A 19,396-nucleotide genomic window follows, 5' to 3' on the forward strand; every position below is an offset into this window, starting at 1 on the left:
GGCACCGACGCGGCCGCCCTCAGGCGGTGGCAACGATCGCACGCACGTCCTTGTCGATCCGCAACGCGCCGTCGCCATGCGCAAACGCTGCCTCTACCGCCTGCCGCAAGGCTGACGCGTGCGCCTGCGGCGGCAACGGCAGACTCTGCAGATAGGCCATGACGTCCTCGGGATCGGTGCAGACCAGCACGTCGTCGAAGCGCGCGACCCGGACCTGTGCGAAGTGCATGGCGAACAGGCGCGCGCCCGCCTCCGCGTCCAGGCGCAGGGTGGACGGGTCGCGGTCCGGGCCACCGGCCACCCCGGCGACCAGTTGCGCGAGTTGACGCATGTTGTCGCGACCATTGAGCACCGCCAGTACTGCCGCGCCTGGACGGACGATGCGCCGCAGCTCGCGCACGCCCGCATGCGGATCGGGCAAGTGGTAGAGCATATGCACGGCCAATGCGGCGTCGATGCTGGCATCGCGCAGCGGCAGGCGCATCGCGTCGCCGACCACACCCTGTGGCCGCAACGTCGCCGCCTGCGCCAATGCCGCAGCGACCATGGCCGGCGAGCGATCCAGCAATTGCAATGCCAGCGATGGCGGCCACTGCCCGGCGAGCGCGCCCCACAGCTGGCCGGTGCCGCAGCCGATATCGGCCACGCGCATGTCTGCGGCCAACGGCACCTGCGCGCGCAACCACGGGTACCAATCGCCGCGGCCGTACTTGGCATGCAGCGACTTACGCTGCACCAGCCGCTGTGTATCGCCGTATTGCCGCTGCAGTTCCGCGCTGTCCGCCTGGAGGGTCATCGTCGCCGTCCGCGTTGCCCGCCGGCACGATACGCTGTCCGCCTCGATCGCGTCACCGGAACTTCGATGACACCACACCCCTCGCCTGCCTCGCAGTCCTGCCGTGCCGATGAGCCCGTCCGCCGGGTCGCGTCCTGGCCGCAGTTGCAGGCGCTGCGCTGATGCCGGCCACGCTCACCCTGCCCACGCCCGCCCAGGCGCTGGCGATCGCGCAATCGCTGCTGTCCACCCGCTACGCCGACGCGGCCTTCGGCTTCGCCGCCGGCTCGATCCTGCGCGGCGAAGGCACGCATCTGTCCGATCTCGACCTGGTCGTGGTCTATGAGCGCCTGCCGGCGGCACGCCGCGAATCGTTCCTCGCCGACGGCATGCCCGTCGAAGCCTTCGTGCACGACCCGGGCACGCTGGCCTGGTTCGTCGACGAAGACGCCGCCCGCGGCCGCCCCAGCCTGCTGCACATGATCGACGAGGGCACCCTCGTCGGCACCGCGACCGAATCCGCACGCAGCCTGCAAAGCCAGGTCGCCGCGCGGCTGCAGGCCGGGCCGCCGCCGCTGACGCAGGCGCAACGGGACGCGCTGCGCTACGAGATCACTGACCTGGTCGACGACCTGTGCGGCGAGCGCAGCGCCGCCGAGATCCTCGCCATCGGCGCCCTGCTGCATCCGCGCCTGGCGGAACTGGCGCTGCGCGGACGCGGCCATTGGTACGGCAGCGGCAAGTGGGTGCCGCGCCTGCTGGCACGGATGGATCCGGCCTTGGGCCAACGCTTCGACCAGGCCTTCGCCGCGCTGTTCGCCAACGCCGACGGTGCGCCGGTGCTGGCGCTGGCGCAGCAGGAACTGGCCGTGCACGGCGGCCGCCTGTTCGACGGCGACTGCCGCATCGCGCCCGCGGACTGGCGCGCCTGAGCCAGCGCGCGGGCGCGCGCGCTCAGCCGTGGTAGTGGGCGATGGTGTCCTCGATGCCCTTGCTCAGTTCCATCACCTTCTGCGCGTACTCGGCCAGGCGATGGTCTTCCGGCGTGTCCGGATGCCAGGCCGGCACCGCGGTGGGGCGGCCTTCGACGCCATCCAGAGCCACGAACACGATGATGCAATGCGTGCACAGACGCGGCTCGCCGCCCATCGGATCGCGGGCGCGCACCTCGATGGCGAAATGCATGCTGCTGGTGCCGGTGTGGACCAGCTTGGCGCCGACCGTGACCATGTCGCTGATGCGGATCGGCGAGACGAAGCGGATGCCGCCCACCGCCACGGTCACGCTGTAGTGGCCGCTCCAGCCCACCGCCGCGGCATAGCCGACCTGGTCGATCCACTTCATCACCACGCCGCCGTGGACCTTGCCGCCGTAGTTGACGTCGATCGGTTCGGCCAGGAAGCGGAAGGTCAGTTCGCGTTGCGTGCCGCTCATCGGGAGTCCATGCAGGGGAAGGAGGCGGCAGTCTGCCATGCGCCGCCGCCGCCAATCGCAACGGCGCCGCAATAAGGTGTCGCCGCAGACGCGCCGGCGGTCGGCGGCGCCGGCTAGGCCGCGGCCAGCGCGAGATTGTCGCGCTTGCGGATGCACAGCCACGGGAAATGCGGCTGGCGCCAGCGCAACGCCCGCAGGCAACGCACCGACAGCCGCCGTGGGTCGAACAACCGGCGCAGCACGATGCCGTCCAGTACCGCCTCGGTGTGCTGGTAGTACTGCTGCGCCAGTTCGGCGCAGCCCAGGCCGCTGAAGTAGCGCAGGCTGCGCGCGGCGCTGGCCCTGGCTTGCTCGACGTCGGCGTAGAACGGGCTGTCGAGGATGTGCAGTTCGCCGTCGTGCTGCAGCAGCTGCAGCAGGCGTGCGATCAGCGCACGCGGATCGGCGAAGTATTGGAGGCAGGCCGGCACCACCACGACATCGAACCGCTGCGCCGGCAGCGGCAAACGCAGGATGTCGCCGGCGACGAAGCTCAACCGCGGCGCGTCGGCGAAGACCCGCGCCGCCTGCGCCAGTTCGGTGCGATTGACGTCGACACCGCAGACTTCGCGCTGCAGGCCGCTGGCCAGGCGATACGACAGCCAGCCGTTGCCGCAGCCGAGTTCCAGCAGCGGCCCGTCGCCGCCACGCGCACGCAGATGGCGCAACAGGCGCCGGCACGATTCGGCGCGCACCCGCCATTCGTGGCTGGCGCCGAGCGCGCCGGGCGGCTGCGGCAGCGTGCGCACTTGGGCGTCGCTGTAGAGCCGGCCTTCGCGGCGGCGCACGTCCAGGTAGCGCTGCTCGAACGGGTCGTCCGGCAGGGCGTCGTGCACCAGCACACCCGCGTGCAGCGTCAGCCCGGGCAACTGTCGCAGCTGCGCGCGCAGGCTCTCGGCAGGCGTACTCACGGACGCATCAACGCACCTGGCCGGAACCGTCGACCGGCGGATCTTCCAGGCCGACATTGCTCGGGGCGGCCTCGTAGATGGTGCGATCAAGCAGGCCGGTCTCCTTGGCCACCAGCACCGGCACCAGCATCTGCCCGGTCACGTTGGTCATGGTGCGCATCATGTCCAGCACGCGGTCGATGGCGTACAGGTAGCCGATCACCTCCAGCGGCAGGTTGGCCGCGCTCAGCACCACCGTGGCCATCACCACCGCGGTGCCGGGCACGCCGGCGGTGCCGAAGCTGCCCAGCACCGAGGCGATCAGCACCACGAAATACTGGTTGGCGGTCAGCGGCACGCCGGTGTACTGGGCGATGAACACCGCGCACAGCGCCGGGAAGATCGCGCCGCAGCCATCCATCTTGATGCTGGCGCCCAGCGGCACCGCGAACGCGGCGTAGTCCTTGTTGACGCCGAGGTTGTGGGTGATCGAGCGCAACGCCACCGGCATCGCGGCGAAGCTGGAGGAACTGACGAAGGCCACCTGCATGCCCGGCGCGGCACCGCGGAAGAACTTCCACGGATTGAGCCCGTGCACCAGCAGCAGGCCGCTGTACACCACCACGATGTGGATCGCGCAGGCCAGGTACAGCGCCAGCACGAAATTGCCGAACGGCAGCAGCTTGCCGAAGCCGTAGCCGCCGACCAGCGCGGCGATCAGGCCGAAGGTGCCGAGCGGGGTCATCTCCAGCACGAAGCGGGTGACCTGGATCATGATCTCGCTCATCTGCTTGGTGAGCTTGCGCGCCTCGGCCACGCGCTCGCCGAGCTTGACCATGGCAAAGCCCAGCAGCGCGGCGAAGAAGATCACCGGCAGAATCGAACCGCGCCCTGCCGCCAGCACGGTCTCGCCAGCGGCATTGGTCTTGGTGCCGATACCGGTGAGCGCATAGAACGGGTTGGACGGCACCACGTCCAGCAGCACCTGCACCGGGCTGGGCACGTCGCGCGGGGTCCAGGCGCTGTCCACGCGCAGGCCCAGATGGCCGGCGCCCGGCTGCAACACCGTGCCCACGGCCAGGCCGACGCCGACCGCCAGCGCCGCGGTGACCACGAACCACAGGAAGGTGCGCCCGCCCAGCTTGGCCACCGACTGCTGTCCGTGCAGCGCCGAGATCGCGTTGATGACCGCGAAGAACACCAGCGGCACCGCGATCATCTTGATCAGGGTGACGTACAGATCGCCCAGCGGCTTGAACCAGGTCTCCGCGGTCGGGCCCAGCGCCCAGCCCGCCAGGGCGCCCAGCAGGAAGCCGGCGACCACGCGCTGCCAGAACGGAATGCGTAACCAGGCCGTCACCAGTTTCATCGACGCTGTCCAGAGAGATCGGGGGGTTTCGCACGATAGCGCACCCCGGCAGCAGCGACGACGCCATGGCTGGAAAGGCGCGATGTCATCGGCGTGCCTTGTCGCAGTCGGCATAATGCAGGGGACTTCGTTGTTCAGGACCCGTTCTGCGTATGCGCCTACCCGTTTCCGCCCTCGCCGCCGCCTCCACCCTACTGCTGGGCGCCTGCGCCAGCACGCCGCATGCGCCGGCCGCCAGCGCCAACGTCGCGCCGATCGTCGTCCCCGCCGTGGCCCATCCGGCCGGCGAGACCCCGGCCTGGTGGTACCGCAGCGGCGCCGCCAAGGCCGCCAACAACGGTGCGATGCGCGGCAAGGCCAAGAACGTGATCCTGTTCCTTGGCGACGGCATGAGCCTGACCACGGTCGCCGCCGCGCGCATCCTCGACGGCCAGCGCAAGGGCGCCTCCGGCGAAGAGAACCAGCTGTCGTGGGAAGCGTTCCCCGCCACCGCGCTGAGCAAGACCTACAACACCGATTCGCAGACGCCGGATTCGGCCGGCACCATGACCTCGATCACCACCGGGGTGAAGACCCACATGGGCGCGATCGGCGTGGCCGCCGGCAAGCGCGACGCCTGCGCCGACAGCCTCGGCAAGCAGTTGCTGAGCTGGCTGGAACTGGCCGACAGCGCCGGCATGGGCACCGGCATCGTCACCACCACCCGTCTCACCCACGCCACCCCGGCCGCGACCTACGCGCACGTGCCCGAGCGCAACTGGGAAAGCGATGCCGACCTGCCGGAGAAGGCGGTGGCCGAGGGTTGCCGCGACATCGCCCAGCAGATGGTGAGCGCACGCTTCGGGCGCGGCCCGCAGGTGATGCTGGCCGGCGGCCGCGGCCAGTTCACCACCGTCGAGCAGCGCGACCCCGAGTACGACGACAAGGTCGGCCTGCGCCTGGATGGCCGCGATCTGGTCGGCGAATGGCGCCAGCGTCATCCGCAGGGCGCCTACGTGTGGACCCGCGGGCAACTGGAGGCGGCGCAGAACGCGCCGGCGCTGCTGGGCCTGTTCGAGCCGGACCACATGCAGTTCGACCACGACCGCGACCGCAGCGCCAATGGCGACCCGAGCCTGGCCGAGATGACCAAGGCCGCGATCCGTACCCTGTCGCAGGACAAGAACGGCTATGTGCTGATGGTCGAAGGCGGCCGCATCGACCACGCGCACCACGCCGGCAACGCCTACCGCGCGCTGGACGAGACCATCGCCCTGTCGCAGGCGGTGCAGGCCGCGGCGGATGCGACCTCGGCCGAGGACACGCTGATCATCGTCACCGCCGACCACTCGCACACGCTGAACTTCGTCGGCTACCCGCAGCGCGGCAACCCGATCCTGGGCAAGGTGCGCGGCACCAGCGGCGAGGACGCCAACACCGGCGACCTGGCGCTGGACGGCAACGGCCAGCCCTACGCCACGCTCAGCTACGCCAACGGTCCCGGCTACACCGGCGCCAGCAACCAGCAGCCGGCCGGCATCAAGACCTTCCCGCATGCGCCGAGCAATTTCGAGCCGGCCAACGGCCGTCCGGATTTGACCCACGTCGACACCGAAAGCCCGGATTTCATGCAGGAAGCGCTGGTGCCGACCAAGGCCGAGACCCATGGCGGCGACGACGTCGGCATCTGGGCGCGCGGCCCCGGCAGCAACGCCTTCCGCGGCAGCCTGGAAGAGAACGTGATCTACCACGTGATCGTGCAGGCCACCCCGACCCTGCGCGCGCGGCTGTGCCAGGCAGGCACCTGCAACGGCGACGGGGTGCCGGTGGAACTGCCCAAGCCGGCGGCGTTCATGACCAGCGCTGCGACCGCGCAGTGAACCGCCTCCTGTCCCGGCCGTGGCGCCGTGGCAGCCTGCGTGCGGCAGCGGCGTTGCTCGCACTGGCGACAACCGCAGCCGCTGTGCAGGCGCAGGCGCAGCCCGACGACGCCTGCCGGCTCGGCGATCCGACCACCGACCGCGACATCGTGCCGGGCTGCAAGCTGGGCGCCGACGAACGCCTGGTACTGACGCCACAGGCGCTGCGACGCCTGCCCTTCGATCGCGACGGGCTGGCGCTGCTGAGCGTCGGCGCACGCTTCTACTACGTACGCGCCGACGGCCGCAGCCTGCCGGTGATCACCTGGGACAACGGTCCGGATGGTTTCACCGAAGGGCTGACCCGCGGCATCTTTCACGGCCGCATCGGTTTCTACGACCGGCAACTGCGCGAGGTGATCGCGCCGATCCACGACTTCGCCTGGCCGTTCGAGCACGGCGTCGCCGCGGTCTGCGACGGCTGCAGCGCGGGCACGCCCGACACCGACGGTCATACGCCGATGCAGGGTGGCCGCTGGTACTCCATCGACCGCCACAACCGCGAAGTGCCGGCGCCCAAGCACTGAGCCGATGATCGTGTGCGGCATGGCCGCGTTGTCGCGGAGAGGGTCGCCAAGGCTGGTTCTCTGCAACGCGTCTCTTTGAATCTCCCGCGATGTCGCGGGAAGCGCATCGTCCGCGAGGTGAGACATCCCCGCGTCGGGACTGAAGTCCCTCCCACATGGGGCTACCTCACGTTGCGCGGCTTCAAGCGCCGTCGCGCGCTGGCGGCGGGCCAGTCGTCGCGTGCTGGCGACCAACATCGAGCGGGCACCGGGCTGAGCAAGCATTTGGGCCAGCCACGAATGCCGACAATTGCTCTTGTGGGAGGGACTTCAGTCCCGACGCGTTGAACTGAAAGGCGTCGGAACTCTGGCCGCAAGCCAGTCGTCGCGCACTGGCGGCCGACATCGAGCAGGCAACGGCTGAGCAAGCAGTCTGGATAGTCCCGAGCGCCGACACCTGCTCTTGTGGGAGGGACTTCAGTCCCGACGCGATTAGCTGAAAGGCATCGGAACTGAAGTTCCTCCCACAACGCTGCTCAGGCGCAAAGACGTCGCCATGCCACGCTTCGCGCTGACGTGCGCTTGCGTCTACAGTGACGCGATGCCGCCGCACGCCTCTACGCCCCCGTTGTCCGCACTCGCCGCCGCGCTGCCCGATCCGGCACCGGCGCCGCTGCTGCTCGGCCTCAGCGGCGGACTGGATTCGACCGTGCTGCTGCACCTGCTCGCGCAGCGGCCGTCGTACCGCCACGCCGGCCTGCGCGCGCTGCATGTGCACCACGGCCTGCATGCCGACGCCGACGCCTGGGCCGCGCAGTGCGCGCAGCTGTGCGCCGCGCTGGCGGTGCCGCTGCAGGTGGTGCGGGTGCAGGTGCCGCGCGACAGCGGCGATGGCCTGGAGGCGGCGGCGCGGCAGGCACGGCGCCAGGCCTTCGCGCAGGCGCTGCAGCCCGGCGAATGGCTGGCGCTGGCGCAGCACCGCGACGACCAGGCCGAAACCTTCCTGCTGCGCGCGCTGCGCGCCGCCGGCCCGGATGGCCTGGCGGCGATGCAGGCGCTGTCCGACTTCGCCGGCAGCCGCCTGTGGCGGCCGCTGCTGGCGCAACCGCGCAGCGTGCTGCACGCCTATGCGCAGCAGCACGGCCTGCAGTGGATCGACGACCCCAGCAATGCCGATCCCGGTTTCGACCGCAATTTCCTGCGCCTGCAGGTGCTGCCGCTGCTGCGCCAGCGCTGGCCGCACGCCGACGCCGCCCTCGCCCGCAGCGCGCAGCTATGCGCCGACGCCAGTGCGCTGCTGGAGGTGGACGACGGCGCGGCGCTCGACGCGCTGCAGGACGCCCCCGGTGCCCCGCTGCCGCTTGCCCCGCTGCGCGCCCTGCCTGCGGCGCGGCGCGCGCGCGTGCTGCGACGCTGGGTCGCACAGGCCGGCCTGCCGCCATTGCCGGCGGCCGGCCTGGCCGCGATCGAACGCGACCTGCTGCAGCCGCGCGCAGATGCTTCGGCGCAGTTCGCCTGGCACGGCGCCTGCGTGCGCAGTTGGCGCGACATGCTGTACGCCGAGCGCGACCTCGCGCCCTGGCCTGCGGACTGGCAGGCGCAGTGGGACGGCCGCGCGCCGCTGGCGTTGCCCGATGGCCGCCGCCTGCACCTGCGCGCCGACACCACGCTGGCCTTCGATACGCCGCTGCTGGTGCGCGCGCGCCGCGGCGGCGAACGTCTGCTTCTGCCAGGTCGGACGCAGTCGCAGGCACTGAAGCACCTGCTGCAGACGCAGGCGTTGCCGCCGTGGCAGCGCATGCGACTGCCGCTGCTGTTCGACGCCACACAACTGCTGGCTGCCGGCCCGGACCTGCTGGCCGCGCCGCTGCACGATTGGCTGCAGGCGCGCGCCGCGCACCTGACGCTGGATCCGCCGGCCGTGGCGGCGCCCGCCTCGCATTGACCCTGCCGCCGTCGCCGCGCACACTTTCGCCATGCCCAAGAAGTCCCAAGACGATGCCTCCCCGGTCGCCCGCTTCGAGCAGTCGCTCGAAGAACTGGAAGTGCTGGTGGAAAAGATGGAAGCCGGCGACCTGAGCCTGGAACAGTCGCTCAGCGCCTACGAGCGCGGCGTGGGCCTGTACCGGCAATGCCAGCAGGCGCTGGAGCAGGCCGAATTGCGCGTGCGCCTGCTCAGCGATCCCGAACAGCCCGAGAGCGCCGAACCCTTCGATCCCGTGCCGCCCCATGGCGGCTGAGGCGGCGTTCGCGCACTGGCGCGAGCGGGTGGAAGCCGGGCTGCAGGCGCAGTTGCCGGCCGCCACGCTGGCGCCGCAGCGCCTGCACGCGGCGATGCGCCACGCCACGCTCGGCGGCGGCAAGCGCATGCGCCCACTGCTGGTCTACGCCAGCGGCGCGCTGTTCGGCGCCGACGCCGCGCGCCTGGATGCACCGGCGCTGGCGGTGGAACTGATCCACGCCTATTCGCTGGTCCACGACGACCTGCCGGCGATGGACGACGATGCCCTGCGCCGCGGCCAGCCGACCGTGCACATCGCCTTCGACGAAGCCACCGCGATCCTCGCCGGCGACGCGCTGCAGAGCCTGGCGTTCGCGTTGCTGGCCAATGCCGAGGACGCGGCGGCACCGCTGCGCGTGCAATGGCTGCAGACCCTGGCCGAGGCCGCCGGTGCGGCCGGCATGTGCGGCGGGCAGGCATTGGACATCGACGCCACCGGCCGCGTGCAGGCGCTGCCGGACCTGCAACGCATGCATGCGCTGAAGACCGGCGCGCTGATCCGCGCCAGCGTGCGCCTGGGCGCGCTCGGCGGTGGCGCCGACGCCGCCGCGCTCGCGCAATTGGACAGCTTCGCCACCGCGCTGGGCCTGGCTTTCCAGGTGCGCGACGACATCCTCGACGTGGAAGCCAGCTCCGAACAGCTCGGCAAGACCGCCGGCAAGGACGTCGCGCAGGCCAAGTCCACCTACCCTGCCCTGCTGGGCATGGATGGCGCCAAGGCCAAGCTGGCCGAGCTGGCGCAGGCGATGCAGGACAGCCTGCACGGCTATGGCGCTGCCGCCGATGCACTGGCGGCGCTGGCGCGGCTCGCGGTCGATCGCGCGCACTGATCGCCACGCTCGACGCGTGCGATCGTTGCGGCTGGGCCGCACGCGTCATTAGCCGCGCAGGCGCTGCACCGCATCCGCGAAACCAGGGATGGATGCTGGCGCTGGCCGCGCGCAGCCCGTGATGACCAGAGGCGCTGTTGCAGGAGCGGCTTCAGTCGCGACAGACGGCATCGGTCATGCCTGTCGCGGCTGAAGCCGCTGCTACATGGGCTTGCGGTGAGTGTCTGGGGCAATGTGGGAGGGACGTCAGTCCCGACTGCTTTCGCGGTCCGATCGTCCGCCACGCCGCTCGTCGCGTGTGCATGACCGTTGACTCCCACACCAGGCGACCAGGCGCATCTCACGCCACGGCAACCCGCGTTGCCGCAAAAATGCCGACGCCGCGCATACCGCTGCAGATCGCGATGACGCCGGCTGCGGCGAATGGAGATCCCGGACGTCCTCATCGCCTCCGGCAAACGCTGCCACCAGCACGATCTGCACGCACGCACACGCACAGTGCGAGCGTGATCGCCACATGGCCTATCGCGACGCTGCGCTCGATCCAGTGCATGCCGCTGCGGCAAGGCCGCTGCAGCGCGACACTCACATGCGGCGATGTCTGTCCGCGATGCCGATACTGAGACCTGGCGCGCGCTTCGCTGGACGAAATCGAAGACAAACGCACCTGCGACGCGCACGCGCGCATCACCGGGCTAGTTTGCTTCGGCCCCTGTCACGGGGCGCCCACTTTCGACGGAGAGAGACTGCATGAAACACGCATCCCGGATCTCGGCAGCGATCGGCTTCAGCCTGGTCGGCATCATCTCGGCAGCCACCGCGCAATCGCAACTCACGCGCACGCCCGCACCGCTGCAGGTCGAACTGACCCCGGTCGCCGACGCCGACGGCCAGCAGCGCGGCCAGATGGCGGTGACCGTCCGCAACACCGGCGCGCAGGTCGCGCGCGTGCCCAAGTGGGAACTGCCGCTGGGCGATCTCGACAACGCGCTGTTCCAGGTCCAGCGCGACGGCAAGCCGGTGGATTACGTCGGGCGCCTGGTCAAGCGCGCCGCGCCGCGTGCCGAGGACATGGTGGTGCTGCAGCCGGGCGAAACGCGTCAGGCGCAGATCGATCTCGGCCAGGCCTACGACCTGACCCGCAGCGGCACCTACAGCATCCGCCTCGACGCGCCGCTGCAGGGCGCCGCGTTCGCCGATGGCGCGCGCATGCTGCGCGCCGACGGCGAGCCGCAGACCCTGTCCAGCGCGCCGCTGACGGTATGGCTGGATGGCGGCCGCGGCCATGCGGTGCGCAACGACCTGATGATCGGCCCGCAGGCGGTGGTCAACGGCGTCAACTACGCCTCGTGCAGCACCAGCCAGATCAGCACCATCGGCAGCGCGGTGAACGCGGCGCGCACCTACTCGCAGAACGCCAAGACCTACCTCAACGGCGGCAGCACCGGCGCGCGCTACACCACCTGGTTCGGCGCCTACAACGCCAGCCGCTACAGCACCGCCACGTCCAACTTCGTCAACATCGATTCGGCGATCGACCAGAACAACGGCCAGATCACCATCAATTGCGGCTGCAGCGACAGTTCCTACGCCTACGTGTATCCGAACCAGCCGTACCAGATCTACGTGTGCAATGCGTTCTGGAGCGCGCCGCTGACCGGCACCGACTCCAAGGCCGGCACCCTGATCCACGAAATGAGCCACTTCAGCGTGGTCGCCGGCACGCAGGACACCGCGTACGGCCAGAGCGCGGCCAAGAGCCTGGCCAAGAGCGATCCGGCGCGCGCGGTGAAGAACGCCGACAGCCACGAGTACTTCGCCGAGAACAATCCGTCGCAGAACTGAGTCCGGCACGCCGGTGATGTCCCCGGGCGCCGACCTCGCGTCGGCGCCCGGTTCGCGTGCGGCCCAGGCCGCACCCTCTGTGCCCGCGTGGTGTCCTAGGCCACCAGGCCCTCCAATCTGGGCAGCCCCGCGCTGCCGGGAAACACCTGGGTGTCCAGCGCGCGCTCGGACACGCCCAGATGCGCGCCGAGCACGTGCCGGAACAGGCTGCGCAGGTCGCTGGTGGCGCGCAGGTCGCGGCCCTCGTTCAAGGCCCGCGGCGACAGGCCGGGCCAGTCTCCGGCGATGCGCCCGCCGCGCACCGCGCCGCCGGCCAGGAACGCCACCCCGCCGGTGCCATGGTCGGTCCCGCCGGTGCCGTTCACCGCCGCGGTGCGGCCGAACTCGGTCACCACCGCGACCACGCTGCGCGACCAGCAGGCCTGCGCGCCATCGTGGAACGCGCGCAGCCCCGCATCCAGCTCGCCCAGCTTGCGCTGCAGCACCGCGGCCTGGTTGCCATGGGTATCCCAGCCGGCATCCTCGACGAAGCCGATCCGCGGCCCGTCGGGCTTGGCCATGAAGCTGGCCGCCGCACTCATCGCCTGCGGCAATTGCCCACCCTTGACGCTGTCCACCTGCATGTCCTGCTCGCGCAGCGCGCGCGCGAAATCGCCGGCCAGCTGCGGATCGGCGGCATACAGCGGCTGCAGACGCTGCAGCAGGATCGGATTGACCGCGCTCGGCAGCGGCGGCGACCAGCTGTTCACCGCGCCCGGGCCGCGCATGATCAGCGGCGTCACCGCGCTCACCGACACCGCCTCGGCGCCGTGCAGGGCCAATGCGCAGCGGTTGAGCCAGCCGCTGGAGGCGCCACTGGGCCGCGCGGTGCCGTTCTCCAGGCAATCCTGCGCCTCGAAGTGCGAGCGCTCGCGGTACGGCGGCGCCACCGCCACCACCGGCAGCCATTGCTTGCGCGCGTACAGCGCGTGCGCGAACGCCAGCGCCGGATGCAGCGCGAAGCTGCCATCCAGGGCCAGGGTCTGCGGCGGCGCCAGCGCGCCGCGCAGGCGTGCGTAGTCGGGGTCGGCGGTCGGCACCAGTGCGTGCAGCCCGTCCAGCGCGCCGCGCAGCAGCACCACCAGCAGGCGCGTATCGGCGCCCGGCGCGGCCAGGCCGCTGCCCGACCACAGGCTCAACACGGTGGCCGCACCGCTGGCGGCAAGGAAACGACGGCGTGTCAGTTGCATCGGAGCTTCTCCCATCGCGGATCGGACCGCGCGCCGCTCAGGCGCGCCATTGGAAGGCCGGGCTGGCCAGCAGCACCGCCACGCCTTCGCGTGGCGATTCGGCGCGCCGCACCGCGGTCAGCGTGTCCGCATCCGGACCGTCGCCGAACGCGGTCGCGGCCAATGCCAGCGACTCGCCCGGGGTCATCCCCGCCAGCGCCTCGGCCGCCTGCACGCGCTTCCACAGTGCGTCGGCGCCGCTCCATTCCGCCGCCACGTCGGCATAGCCGGCCGGCGAGCGCGGCGTGAACGGCGGCTGCCCCATCCGTGCCAGCAGGGTCAGCACAGTCTTCTGCTGCGGTGGCGCCTCGGGCCAGGCACCTCCGGCGCGCAGTGCGGACACCACGAAATCCTGCGGCGGCTTGAACTTGCGCGCCTGCGCGTCCCACGCCTCGGGGCTGTCGATCAGGGCGCGGTAGACGTGGCGCAGGTCGCCATCGCTGCGCCGCCACGCGTCGGCCATGCGCTGTACCAAGGCCGGCGGCGGATCGTCGCGGACGAAATGCCGGGCCAGCTTGAACGACACGTGCTGCGCCGTGGCCGGGTGCCGCGCCAGCGCCGCCAGGATCGCCTCACCCTGCGCCACGCCGTCCTCGGCGTAGCGCCGGCCCAGCACCAGGCAGCTGCCGGCGGCATGCGCCGGCGCGCGGAACACGAAGGCGGCCCCGGGCGCGCCCTGCTCGAAATCGCGTGGCGCCGGCACGCCCCAGCCGGTGATCGCACGCGCCAGTTCGGTGACGTCGGCCTGGGTATAGCCGCCGTCCACGCCCAGCGTGTGCAGTTCCAGGATCTCGCGCGCCAGATTCTCGTTGAGCCCCAGGCGGCGTACGGGACGTTCGGGATCCAGGCGCAGGGCCCGGCGCTGCGCGCGTTGCGCCAGCAGCGAGTCGGGGCCGACCGAATTGGCGTTGTCCAGGTAGCGCAGCATCGCCGGGTGCCGCTCCACCGCCAGCAGCAGGTCGGCGAAGCGGCCCATGCAGTGCGGGCGGATCGCCTCGCGTTCCATCGGCGCCGCGTACAGCGCGGCTGCGCGCTTGTCGACCGAGACCGCGAAATGATTGGACCAGAACTGCACCAGGCGCTCGGCGAATCCGGCCGGGGTGGACACCGCGACCCGGTAGCGCGCCGCCAGTTCCTGCGCCTGTGCCTGCCGGTACAGCCCGCGCGCGGCCTGCTGCGCCTGCTGGGCGGCCTGCTGCGGATCGCCGGCCGCCTGCTGCCGCGCCTGGCGTCGTTCGCGCTGGTAGTCGGCCTCGCGGCGCAGGTAGGCCAGGCTGTCGGGCAGGCCCTGCAACGCCGGCGCCAGCGGCGGCGACTGCAGTTGCGCGGCCAGCCAGGCGCGCGGTTCGCCCATGGCAGCCAGGTCCCCGGGACGGGCGCCCAGGCCGAAGCGGTTGGCGGCGCTCAAGCTCTCGCGGCGGATCATGCGGCGCTCCGGTGATGGCGACAGCCTTGCAAACGCGCAGCACGGGCCGCGGTTGACCGGCCGGTGGCGGCGTTGCGCCTGGCCGCCCTGCGACCTCCCGCCGGAGCGCGGCGCGGGCACAAAAAAGGCCCGGCGCAGCGGCCGGGCCTTCGGGGACGCGCCGCAGGCGCGCTTACTTGATCAGGCGCAGCGCGAACGGGTAGCGGTAGGCGACGCCGTCGTTGGCCTTGATGCCGGCCAGGATGCAGAACACCAGGTTCACCACCCACACCACCGGCATCAGCAATCCGCCGATGACGATCACGCTGAGCACCACGCAGATCACGTACGCGATGGCGACGGTGATCTGGAAATTCAGCGCTTCCTTGGCCTGGTCGTTGAGGAAGGACTTGGCCGGGTTGTCCTTGTTCACCAGCCAGATGATCAGCGGCACGATGAAGCCGGCGATGATCCCGGACAGATGGGTGATCAGCGCGACAGTGCGATCTTCCTGAGGGCCTGCCGAGGCCGGCGGCGGCGGCGGGGCAGTGACGTTGTCGAATTCGCTCATCGGTATTCCGTTCCTTTGGTGGTGAGGGGACAAGACGTTTGGCGCGTCACTCTCGGCGGCTGGCGCAGCGCTGTCAAGCCAAGCCGGCAAGGCGGGAAGACGCCTCGACGGGCTCAAGGATCGCCCGCTCGGCAACCGCGGCGCTGATCCGACGCCCCATACGGCAGCGGATCGCGCTAGCGGCGACCGAGCATGGCCTTGGCCGCCGCGTATAGGCTGATGCCCATCGCCACAAGCAGCATCAGGGCCAGCAGCCACCCGAACACGAGCACGGCACCGACGATCAGCACGCTCGGCGCCAGCAAGACCGCACTCAGCAGGGACAGGCCGAGGCCCATCCGCATGGCCTGGCGCGCGTGTTCGGCGACGAACGGCTGCCTGCCCCGCATCGCCCACCATTGCGCGCCCGGCAACAGCCACAGCAACAGCAGCCACCACAGCGCGTAGCCCAGGTGCACATTGCAGGCGGCGAACAAGCCGATCCACATCGACAGATGCGCAAATGCCGCCAGCGCGCGCTCCCACGCGGGCGCGGGCCCGTCGGTGATCGTGTTCTCGGTGTCGCTTGCCTGCATGCCTGTGCGTCCTTGCGCGCTGCCTGCGTCGCTGCGCTCAGTCGTTGCCGGCCACCGTCATCCGGCCGACCAGCACCGCACCGATGTGCACGTGCGAGCGCACGTCGATGTCGGCGCCGACCGCCTCGATGTCCTGGAACATCTGCCGCAGGTTGCCGGCGATGGTGATTTCGTCCACCGGATAGGCGATTTCGCCGTTCTCGATCCAGAACCCGCCAGCGCCGCGCGAGTAGTCGCCGGTGACCGGGTTGACGCCGTTGCCCATCAGGTCGGTGACCAGCAGGCCGCGCGGCAGGCCCTTGAGGATGGCCTGCAGATCCACTGCGTTGGCCGCCACCTGCAGGTTGTGCACGCCGCCGGCATTGGCGGTGGTCTGCAGGCCCAGCTTGCGCGCCGAGTAGCTGCCCAGCACGTAGCGCTGCAGCACGCCGTCGCGCACCAGCGGCGCCTCGCGGGTGGCCACGCCCTCGCCGTCGAAGGCGGCCGAGCGCAGGCCGCGGCGCAGGTGAGGCCGTTCGTCGATCGCGAACCACTCCGGGAACAGGCGGGTGCCGGCGCTGTCGAGCAGGAAACTGGCGCGGCGATACAGCGCGCCGCCGGACACCGCGCCAAGCAGATGCCCGATCAGCGAGCGCGCCATCTCCGGCGCGAACAGCACCGGCACCTCGCCGGTCGGCAGCGAGCGCGGCTGGAGCCGCGCCACGGTGCGCTCGGCGGCACGGCGGCCGATCGCCGAGGCGCGTTCCAGGTCCTCGCGCGCCAGCGCGCTGCTGTACCAGCCGTCGCGCTGCATGCCGTCGCCCTGCCCGGCGATCAGCGTGCAGGCGATCGAATGGTGGGTGCTGCGCTCGCAGCCGACGAAGCCGTGCGAATTGGCATAGACCGACAGGCTCTCGCTGCTGCCGGCCGAGGCGCCGTCGGAATTGCTGATCCGCGCATCGGCGTCGCGGCCGGCGGCCTCGCAGGCCAGCGCCAGGTCGATCGCCTCCTCGGCCTGCAGCGGCCACGGATGCCAACGGTCGTAATCCGGCTGCTCGCGCGCCATCAGTGCCGCCTCGGCCAGGCCGGCGGCCACATCGTCCTCGGTGTAGCAGGCGATGGCGCAGGCCTGGGCCACGGTGGCCTCCAGGCTGGACTCGTGCAGATCGGCGGTACTGGCGCTGCCCTTGCGCTGGCCGAAGTAGACGGTGACGCCGATGCCACGGTCGCGGGTGGATTCCACGGTCTCCACAGCGCCCAGACGCACGTTGACGTCCAGCCCGCGGTCTTCGCTGCAGCTGACCTCGGCCTGGCTGGCGCCAAGCGCGCGGGCGCGCGCCAGCAGCCGTTCGGCGATGTCGGACAGGCGCTCCAGGCGCTGCTGGCTGTCGTCGCGGTGCAAATCGGGGGTGATCGCGTTCAATGCTTTATCCTTGTTGTGCGAATCCCTTCGCCCCTGTCCGGCCGTCCTGGCCGGATGTGTTGATTTGATTTCCAGCCCGATCGAGTAGTACGAGCATGCGCGGACGCGACGAAGACACCGGTGAATTCCGCGGCGAAAGCCGCAGCCAGCAACGCCGCGAGGCGCTGGAAGTGCTGAGCCTGGGCGAGAAGCTGGTGGCGCTGACCCCGGCGCAGCTGGCCAAGCTGCCGGTGCCCGAGTCGCTGCTGCCGCACATCGCCGAGACCAAGCGCATCACCTCGCACATCGCGCACAAGCGGCAGCTGGCGTTCCTGGCCAAGCAGATGCGGCGCGAGGACGAGGCGGTGCTGGAAGCGATCCGCGAGGCGATGGACGTCAACAGCGACAGCGCGCGCCGCGAAGTGGCGGCCATGCACCGGGTCGAGGACTGGCGCGAACGGCTGCTCGCCGAAGGCGACACCGCGCTGGCCGAACTGCTGGCCGAGCATCCCGACGCCGACCGCCAGCGGCTGCGCCAACTGGTCCGCAACGCCAAGGACGAGCGGTTGAAGAACAAGCCGCCGCACGCTTACCGCGAATTGTTCCGGGAGCTGCGCGAGATGATCCTGGGTGGTGCGTCGGGAATGGGGAATGGAGAATCGGGAATCGAAGAAGCGGACGACGACGCGGCGTTCGACGACACGCGCGACTGAGGCGCGGCAACGTCGGCTGCCGCGCACAACGGACGACGCGCTCCCAGCCCAGCGAGCGCGGCGCACGATGAACCTATCCGGCAGGCCGGCAACGCCGCAGCACACCGCGGCGCCCGCTTTGCCGATTCCCGTTTCCCGATTCCCCACTCCCGGCTCCTAGGCCGTCCCGCCCACGGTCAGCCCGTCGATCAGCAGCGACGGCTGGCCCACGCCCACCGGCACGCTCTGCCCGTCCTTGCCGCAGACGCCGACGCCCTCGTCCAGCGCCAGGTCGTGGCCGATCATGCGCACCTTCTGCATGGTCTCCGGGCCGTTGCCGATCAGGGTGGCGCCCTTCACCGGCGCGGTGACCTTGCCGTCCTCGATCAGGTAGGCCTCGGTGGCCGAGAACACGTACTTGCCGCTGGTGATGTCGACCTGGCCGCCACCGAAGTTGACCGCGTACAGGCCCTTCTTCACCGAGCGGATCATTTCCTCGGGATCGTGCTGGCCGGCGCGCATGTAGGTATTGGTCATGCGCGGCATCGGCAGGTGCGCGAACGATTCGCGGCGGCCGTTGCCGGTCGGCGCCACGCCCATCAATCGCGCATTGAGGGTGTCCTGCATGTAGCCGACCAGCACGCCGTCCTCGATCAGGGTGGTGCAGTGGGTCGCGGTGCCCTCGTCGTCGACGTTGAGCGAACCGCGGCGTCCGTCCAGGGTGCCGTCGTCGACGATGGTGACGCCGGGCGAAGCCACGCGCTGACCGATGCGGCCGGCGTAGACGCTGGTGCCCTTGCGGTTGAAGTCGCCCTCGAGGCCATGGCCGACCGCCTCGTGCAGCAGCACGCCGGGCCAACCCGGGCCCAACACGACCTGCATGACCCCGGCCGGCGCCGGCACCGCCTCCAGGTTCACCAGCGCCTGGCGCAAGGCCTCGCGGGCAAAGGCTTCCGGGCGGCCGTCGGCGAACAGCGTGGCGTAGTCGTAGCGGCCGCCGCCGCCGGCATAGCCGGATTCGCGGCGGCCCTGCTGTTCGACGATCACCTGTACGTTCAGCCGCACCAGCGGGCGCACGTCGGCGGCGAGCACGCCGTCGCTGCGCGCCACCAGCACCGTGTCCACGCCGCCGGACAGGCTCACCATCACCTGCTGCACGCGCGGGTCGGCGGCGCGCAGGTATTGGTCCAGCCGCCGCAGCAGCTCGACCTTGTGCGCGTTGTCCATCGCGTCCACCGGGTCCAGCGCCGGATACAGCGCGCGGCCGCCGCCGCGCTGCAGCGCGTGCGCCGGCTGCGCGCCGCCGTCGCGGGAGATGGCCCGCGCCGACTGCGCGGCGGCCAGCAGCGCGTCGCGGTGGATGTCGTCGGAATAGGCGAAACCGGTCTTCTCGCCGGAGATCGCGCGCACCCCAACGCCCTGCTCGATGGAGTGGGCGCCGTCCTTGACGATGCCGTCCTCCACGCTCCAGCTCTCGCGCCGCGAATGCTGGAAATACAGGTCGCCGAAGTCGATGCCGGGGCCGAGCAGCGTGCCGAAGGCGCGCTCCAGGCTGGTGGCATCCAGGCCGGCGGGAAGCAACAGGCGGGTTTCGGCGAGACTCAGGGCGTGATCGTTCATGGGCTCAACATGGGGGA

General features: G+C 70.9%; 18 protein-coding genes. 8 read left to right on the plus strand and 10 right to left on the minus strand.

Annotated features, from left to right (window positions below):
* Positions 1-19: 19 nt before the first annotated feature.
* Positions 20-796 (minus strand): class I SAM-dependent methyltransferase, encoded by a 777-nt coding sequence (locus tag SLW56_RS01580; RefSeq protein ID WP_267117254.1) that lies wholly within the window; start codon positions 794-796, stop codon positions 20-22.
* Positions 797-957: 161 nt separating this feature from the next.
* On the opposite strand from SLW56_RS01580, the gene SLW56_RS01585 reads away from it, so the two are divergent.
* The gene (locus SLW56_RS01585) at positions 958-1,707 is read left to right on the plus strand and encodes a nucleotidyltransferase domain-containing protein (RefSeq protein WP_320694257.1); all 750 of its coding nucleotides are present in this window, start codon (positions 958-960) and stop codon (positions 1,705-1,707) included.
* A gap of 22 nt (positions 1,708-1,729) precedes the next feature.
* Here the strand turns inward: SLW56_RS01585 and SLW56_RS01590 are convergent, their stop codons facing one another.
* The 3 genes from SLW56_RS01590 to SLW56_RS01600 all read right to left on the minus strand — a co-directional run bounded on the left by SLW56_RS01590 (position 1,730) and on the right by SLW56_RS01600 (position 4,507).
* Positions 1,730-2,209 carry an acyl-CoA thioesterase gene (locus SLW56_RS01590; protein WP_017909252.1) on the minus strand — a complete coding sequence of 160 codons (480 nt, stop codon included), beginning with the start codon at positions 2,207-2,209 and terminating at the stop codon, positions 1,730-1,732.
* A 113-nt stretch (positions 2,210-2,322) separates the two neighbouring features.
* Entirely contained in the window at positions 2,323-3,159 is an 837-nt protein-coding gene (locus tag SLW56_RS01595; protein WP_267085074.1) for a class I SAM-dependent methyltransferase, read from the minus strand.
* Between the two features lie 7 nt (positions 3,160-3,166).
* Positions 3,167-4,507 (minus strand): dicarboxylate/amino acid:cation symporter, encoded by a 1,341-nt coding sequence (locus tag SLW56_RS01600; protein ID WP_017909254.1) that lies wholly within the window; start codon positions 4,505-4,507, stop codon positions 3,167-3,169.
* 152 nt (positions 4,508-4,659) lie between these two features.
* Between SLW56_RS01600 and SLW56_RS01605 the strand changes: the two genes are divergently transcribed.
* The 6 genes from SLW56_RS01605 to SLW56_RS01630 all read left to right on the plus strand — a co-directional run bounded on the left by SLW56_RS01605 (position 4,660) and on the right by SLW56_RS01630 (position 11,867).
* A complete protein-coding gene (locus SLW56_RS01605; protein ID WP_267093773.1) occupies positions 4,660-6,366 on the plus strand; it encodes an alkaline phosphatase in 1,707 nt (568 codons plus the stop codon).
* On the plus strand, positions 6,363-6,932 hold the full coding sequence (locus tag SLW56_RS01610; protein WP_295841345.1) for a WG repeat-containing protein: 570 nt from the start codon (positions 6,363-6,365) through the stop codon (positions 6,930-6,932). Before SLW56_RS01605 ends, SLW56_RS01610 begins: the two co-directional genes overlap by 4 nt.
* A 607-nt stretch (positions 6,933-7,539) precedes the next feature.
* The gene (gene tilS, locus SLW56_RS01615; RefSeq protein WP_320694258.1) at positions 7,540-8,856 is read left to right on the plus strand and encodes a tRNA lysidine(34) synthetase TilS; all 1,317 of its coding nucleotides are present in this window, start codon (positions 7,540-7,542) and stop codon (positions 8,854-8,856) included.
* A 31-nt stretch (positions 8,857-8,887) separates the two neighbouring features.
* Complete coding sequence (locus SLW56_RS01620) at positions 8,888-9,151, plus strand: exodeoxyribonuclease VII small subunit (RefSeq protein WP_152182836.1); 264 nt, start codon at positions 8,888-8,890, stop codon at positions 9,149-9,151.
* Entirely contained in the window at positions 9,141-10,022 is an 882-nt protein-coding gene (locus SLW56_RS01625; protein ID WP_043092624.1) for a polyprenyl synthetase family protein, read from the plus strand. Before SLW56_RS01620 ends, SLW56_RS01625 begins: the two co-directional genes overlap by 11 nt.
* A gap of 750 nt (positions 10,023-10,772) precedes the next feature.
* A complete protein-coding gene (locus SLW56_RS01630) occupies positions 10,773-11,867 on the plus strand; it encodes a M35 family metallo-endopeptidase (RefSeq protein WP_320694259.1) in 1,095 nt (364 codons plus the stop codon).
* Between the two features lie 95 nt (positions 11,868-11,962).
* On the opposite strand, the gene SLW56_RS01635 is transcribed toward SLW56_RS01630, so the two are convergent.
* The 5 genes from SLW56_RS01635 to pmbA form a co-directional block, all read right to left on the minus strand.
* Positions 11,963-13,096 carry a DUF1501 domain-containing protein gene (locus SLW56_RS01635; RefSeq protein ID WP_295972546.1) on the minus strand — a complete coding sequence of 378 codons (1,134 nt, stop codon included), beginning with the start codon at positions 13,094-13,096 and terminating at the stop codon, positions 11,963-11,965.
* Between the two features lie 37 nt (positions 13,097-13,133).
* On the minus strand, positions 13,134-14,561 hold the full coding sequence (locus SLW56_RS01640) for a DUF1800 domain-containing protein (protein WP_320694260.1): 1,428 nt from the start codon (positions 14,559-14,561) through the stop codon (positions 13,134-13,136).
* Positions 14,562-14,733: 172 nt separating this feature from the next.
* The gene (locus SLW56_RS01645; protein ID WP_017910613.1) at positions 14,734-15,111 is read right to left on the minus strand and encodes a DUF4870 domain-containing protein; all 378 of its coding nucleotides are present in this window, start codon (positions 15,109-15,111) and stop codon (positions 14,734-14,736) included.
* A gap of 176 nt (positions 15,112-15,287) precedes the next feature.
* Complete coding sequence (locus SLW56_RS01650; RefSeq protein ID WP_295936177.1) at positions 15,288-15,686, minus strand: DUF4870 domain-containing protein; 399 nt, start codon at positions 15,684-15,686, stop codon at positions 15,288-15,290.
* Positions 15,687-15,723: 37 nt separating this feature from the next.
* Complete coding sequence (pmbA, locus tag SLW56_RS01655; protein ID WP_320694261.1) at positions 15,724-17,088, minus strand: metalloprotease PmbA; 1,365 nt, start codon at positions 17,086-17,088, stop codon at positions 15,724-15,726.
* 95 nt (positions 17,089-17,183) lie between these two features.
* Here pmbA and yjgA point away from each other — a divergent pair, with 95 nt between their 5' ends.
* Positions 17,184-17,780 (plus strand): ribosome biogenesis factor YjgA, encoded by a 597-nt coding sequence (yjgA, locus tag SLW56_RS01660; protein WP_017910610.1) that lies wholly within the window; start codon positions 17,184-17,186, stop codon positions 17,778-17,780.
* 156 nt (positions 17,781-17,936) lie between these two features.
* Here yjgA and tldD read toward each other — a convergent pair whose 3' ends face one another.
* Positions 17,937-19,379, minus strand: coding sequence for a metalloprotease TldD (gene tldD / locus SLW56_RS01665; RefSeq protein ID WP_152237656.1), 1,443 nt, complete (start codon positions 19,377-19,379; stop codon positions 17,937-17,939).
* Positions 19,380-19,396: the final 17 nt, after the last annotated feature.

It is taken from the genome of Xanthomonas sp. LF07-6 (assembly GCF_034105445.1).
GTDB classification, from domain to species: domain Bacteria; phylum Pseudomonadota; class Gammaproteobacteria; order Xanthomonadales; family Xanthomonadaceae; genus Xanthomonas_A; species Xanthomonas_A sontii.

Coding starts and splice junctions, on each gene's coding strand:
- SLW56_RS01580 (WP_267117254.1), bottom strand. CDS start 796: ATGACCCTCCAGGCGGACAGCGCGGAACTGCAGCGGCAATACGGCGAT.
- SLW56_RS01585 (WP_320694257.1), top strand. CDS start 958: ATGCCGGCCACGCTCACCCTGCCCACGCCCGCCCAGGCGCTGGCGATC.
- SLW56_RS01590 (WP_017909252.1), bottom strand. CDS start 2,209: ATGAGCGGCACGCAACGCGAACTGACCTTCCGCTTCCTGGCCGAACCG.
- SLW56_RS01600 (WP_017909254.1), bottom strand. CDS start 4,507: ATGAAACTGGTGACGGCCTGGTTACGCATTCCGTTCTGGCAGCGCGTG.
- SLW56_RS01605 (WP_267093773.1), top strand. CDS start 4,660: ATGCGCCTACCCGTTTCCGCCCTCGCCGCCGCCTCCACCCTACTGCTG.
- SLW56_RS01620 (WP_152182836.1), top strand. CDS start 8,888: ATGCCCAAGAAGTCCCAAGACGATGCCTCCCCGGTCGCCCGCTTCGAG.
- SLW56_RS01625 (WP_043092624.1), top strand. CDS start 9,141: ATGGCGGCTGAGGCGGCGTTCGCGCACTGGCGCGAGCGGGTGGAAGCC.
- SLW56_RS01630 (WP_320694259.1), top strand. CDS start 10,773: ATGAAACACGCATCCCGGATCTCGGCAGCGATCGGCTTCAGCCTGGTC.
- SLW56_RS01635 (WP_295972546.1), bottom strand. CDS start 13,096: ATGCAACTGACACGCCGTCGTTTCCTTGCCGCCAGCGGTGCGGCCACC.
- SLW56_RS01640 (WP_320694260.1), bottom strand. CDS start 14,561: ATGATCCGCCGCGAGAGCTTGAGCGCCGCCAACCGCTTCGGCCTGGGC.
- SLW56_RS01645 (WP_017910613.1), bottom strand. CDS start 15,111: ATGAGCGAATTCGACAACGTCACTGCCCCGCCGCCGCCGCCGGCCTCG.
- SLW56_RS01650 (WP_295936177.1), bottom strand. CDS start 15,686: ATGCAGGCAAGCGACACCGAGAACACGATCACCGACGGGCCCGCGCCC.
- yjgA (WP_017910610.1), top strand. CDS start 17,184: ATGCGCGGACGCGACGAAGACACCGGTGAATTCCGCGGCGAAAGCCGC.
- tldD (WP_152237656.1), bottom strand. CDS start 19,379: ATGAACGATCACGCCCTGAGTCTCGCCGAAACCCGCCTGTTGCTTCCC.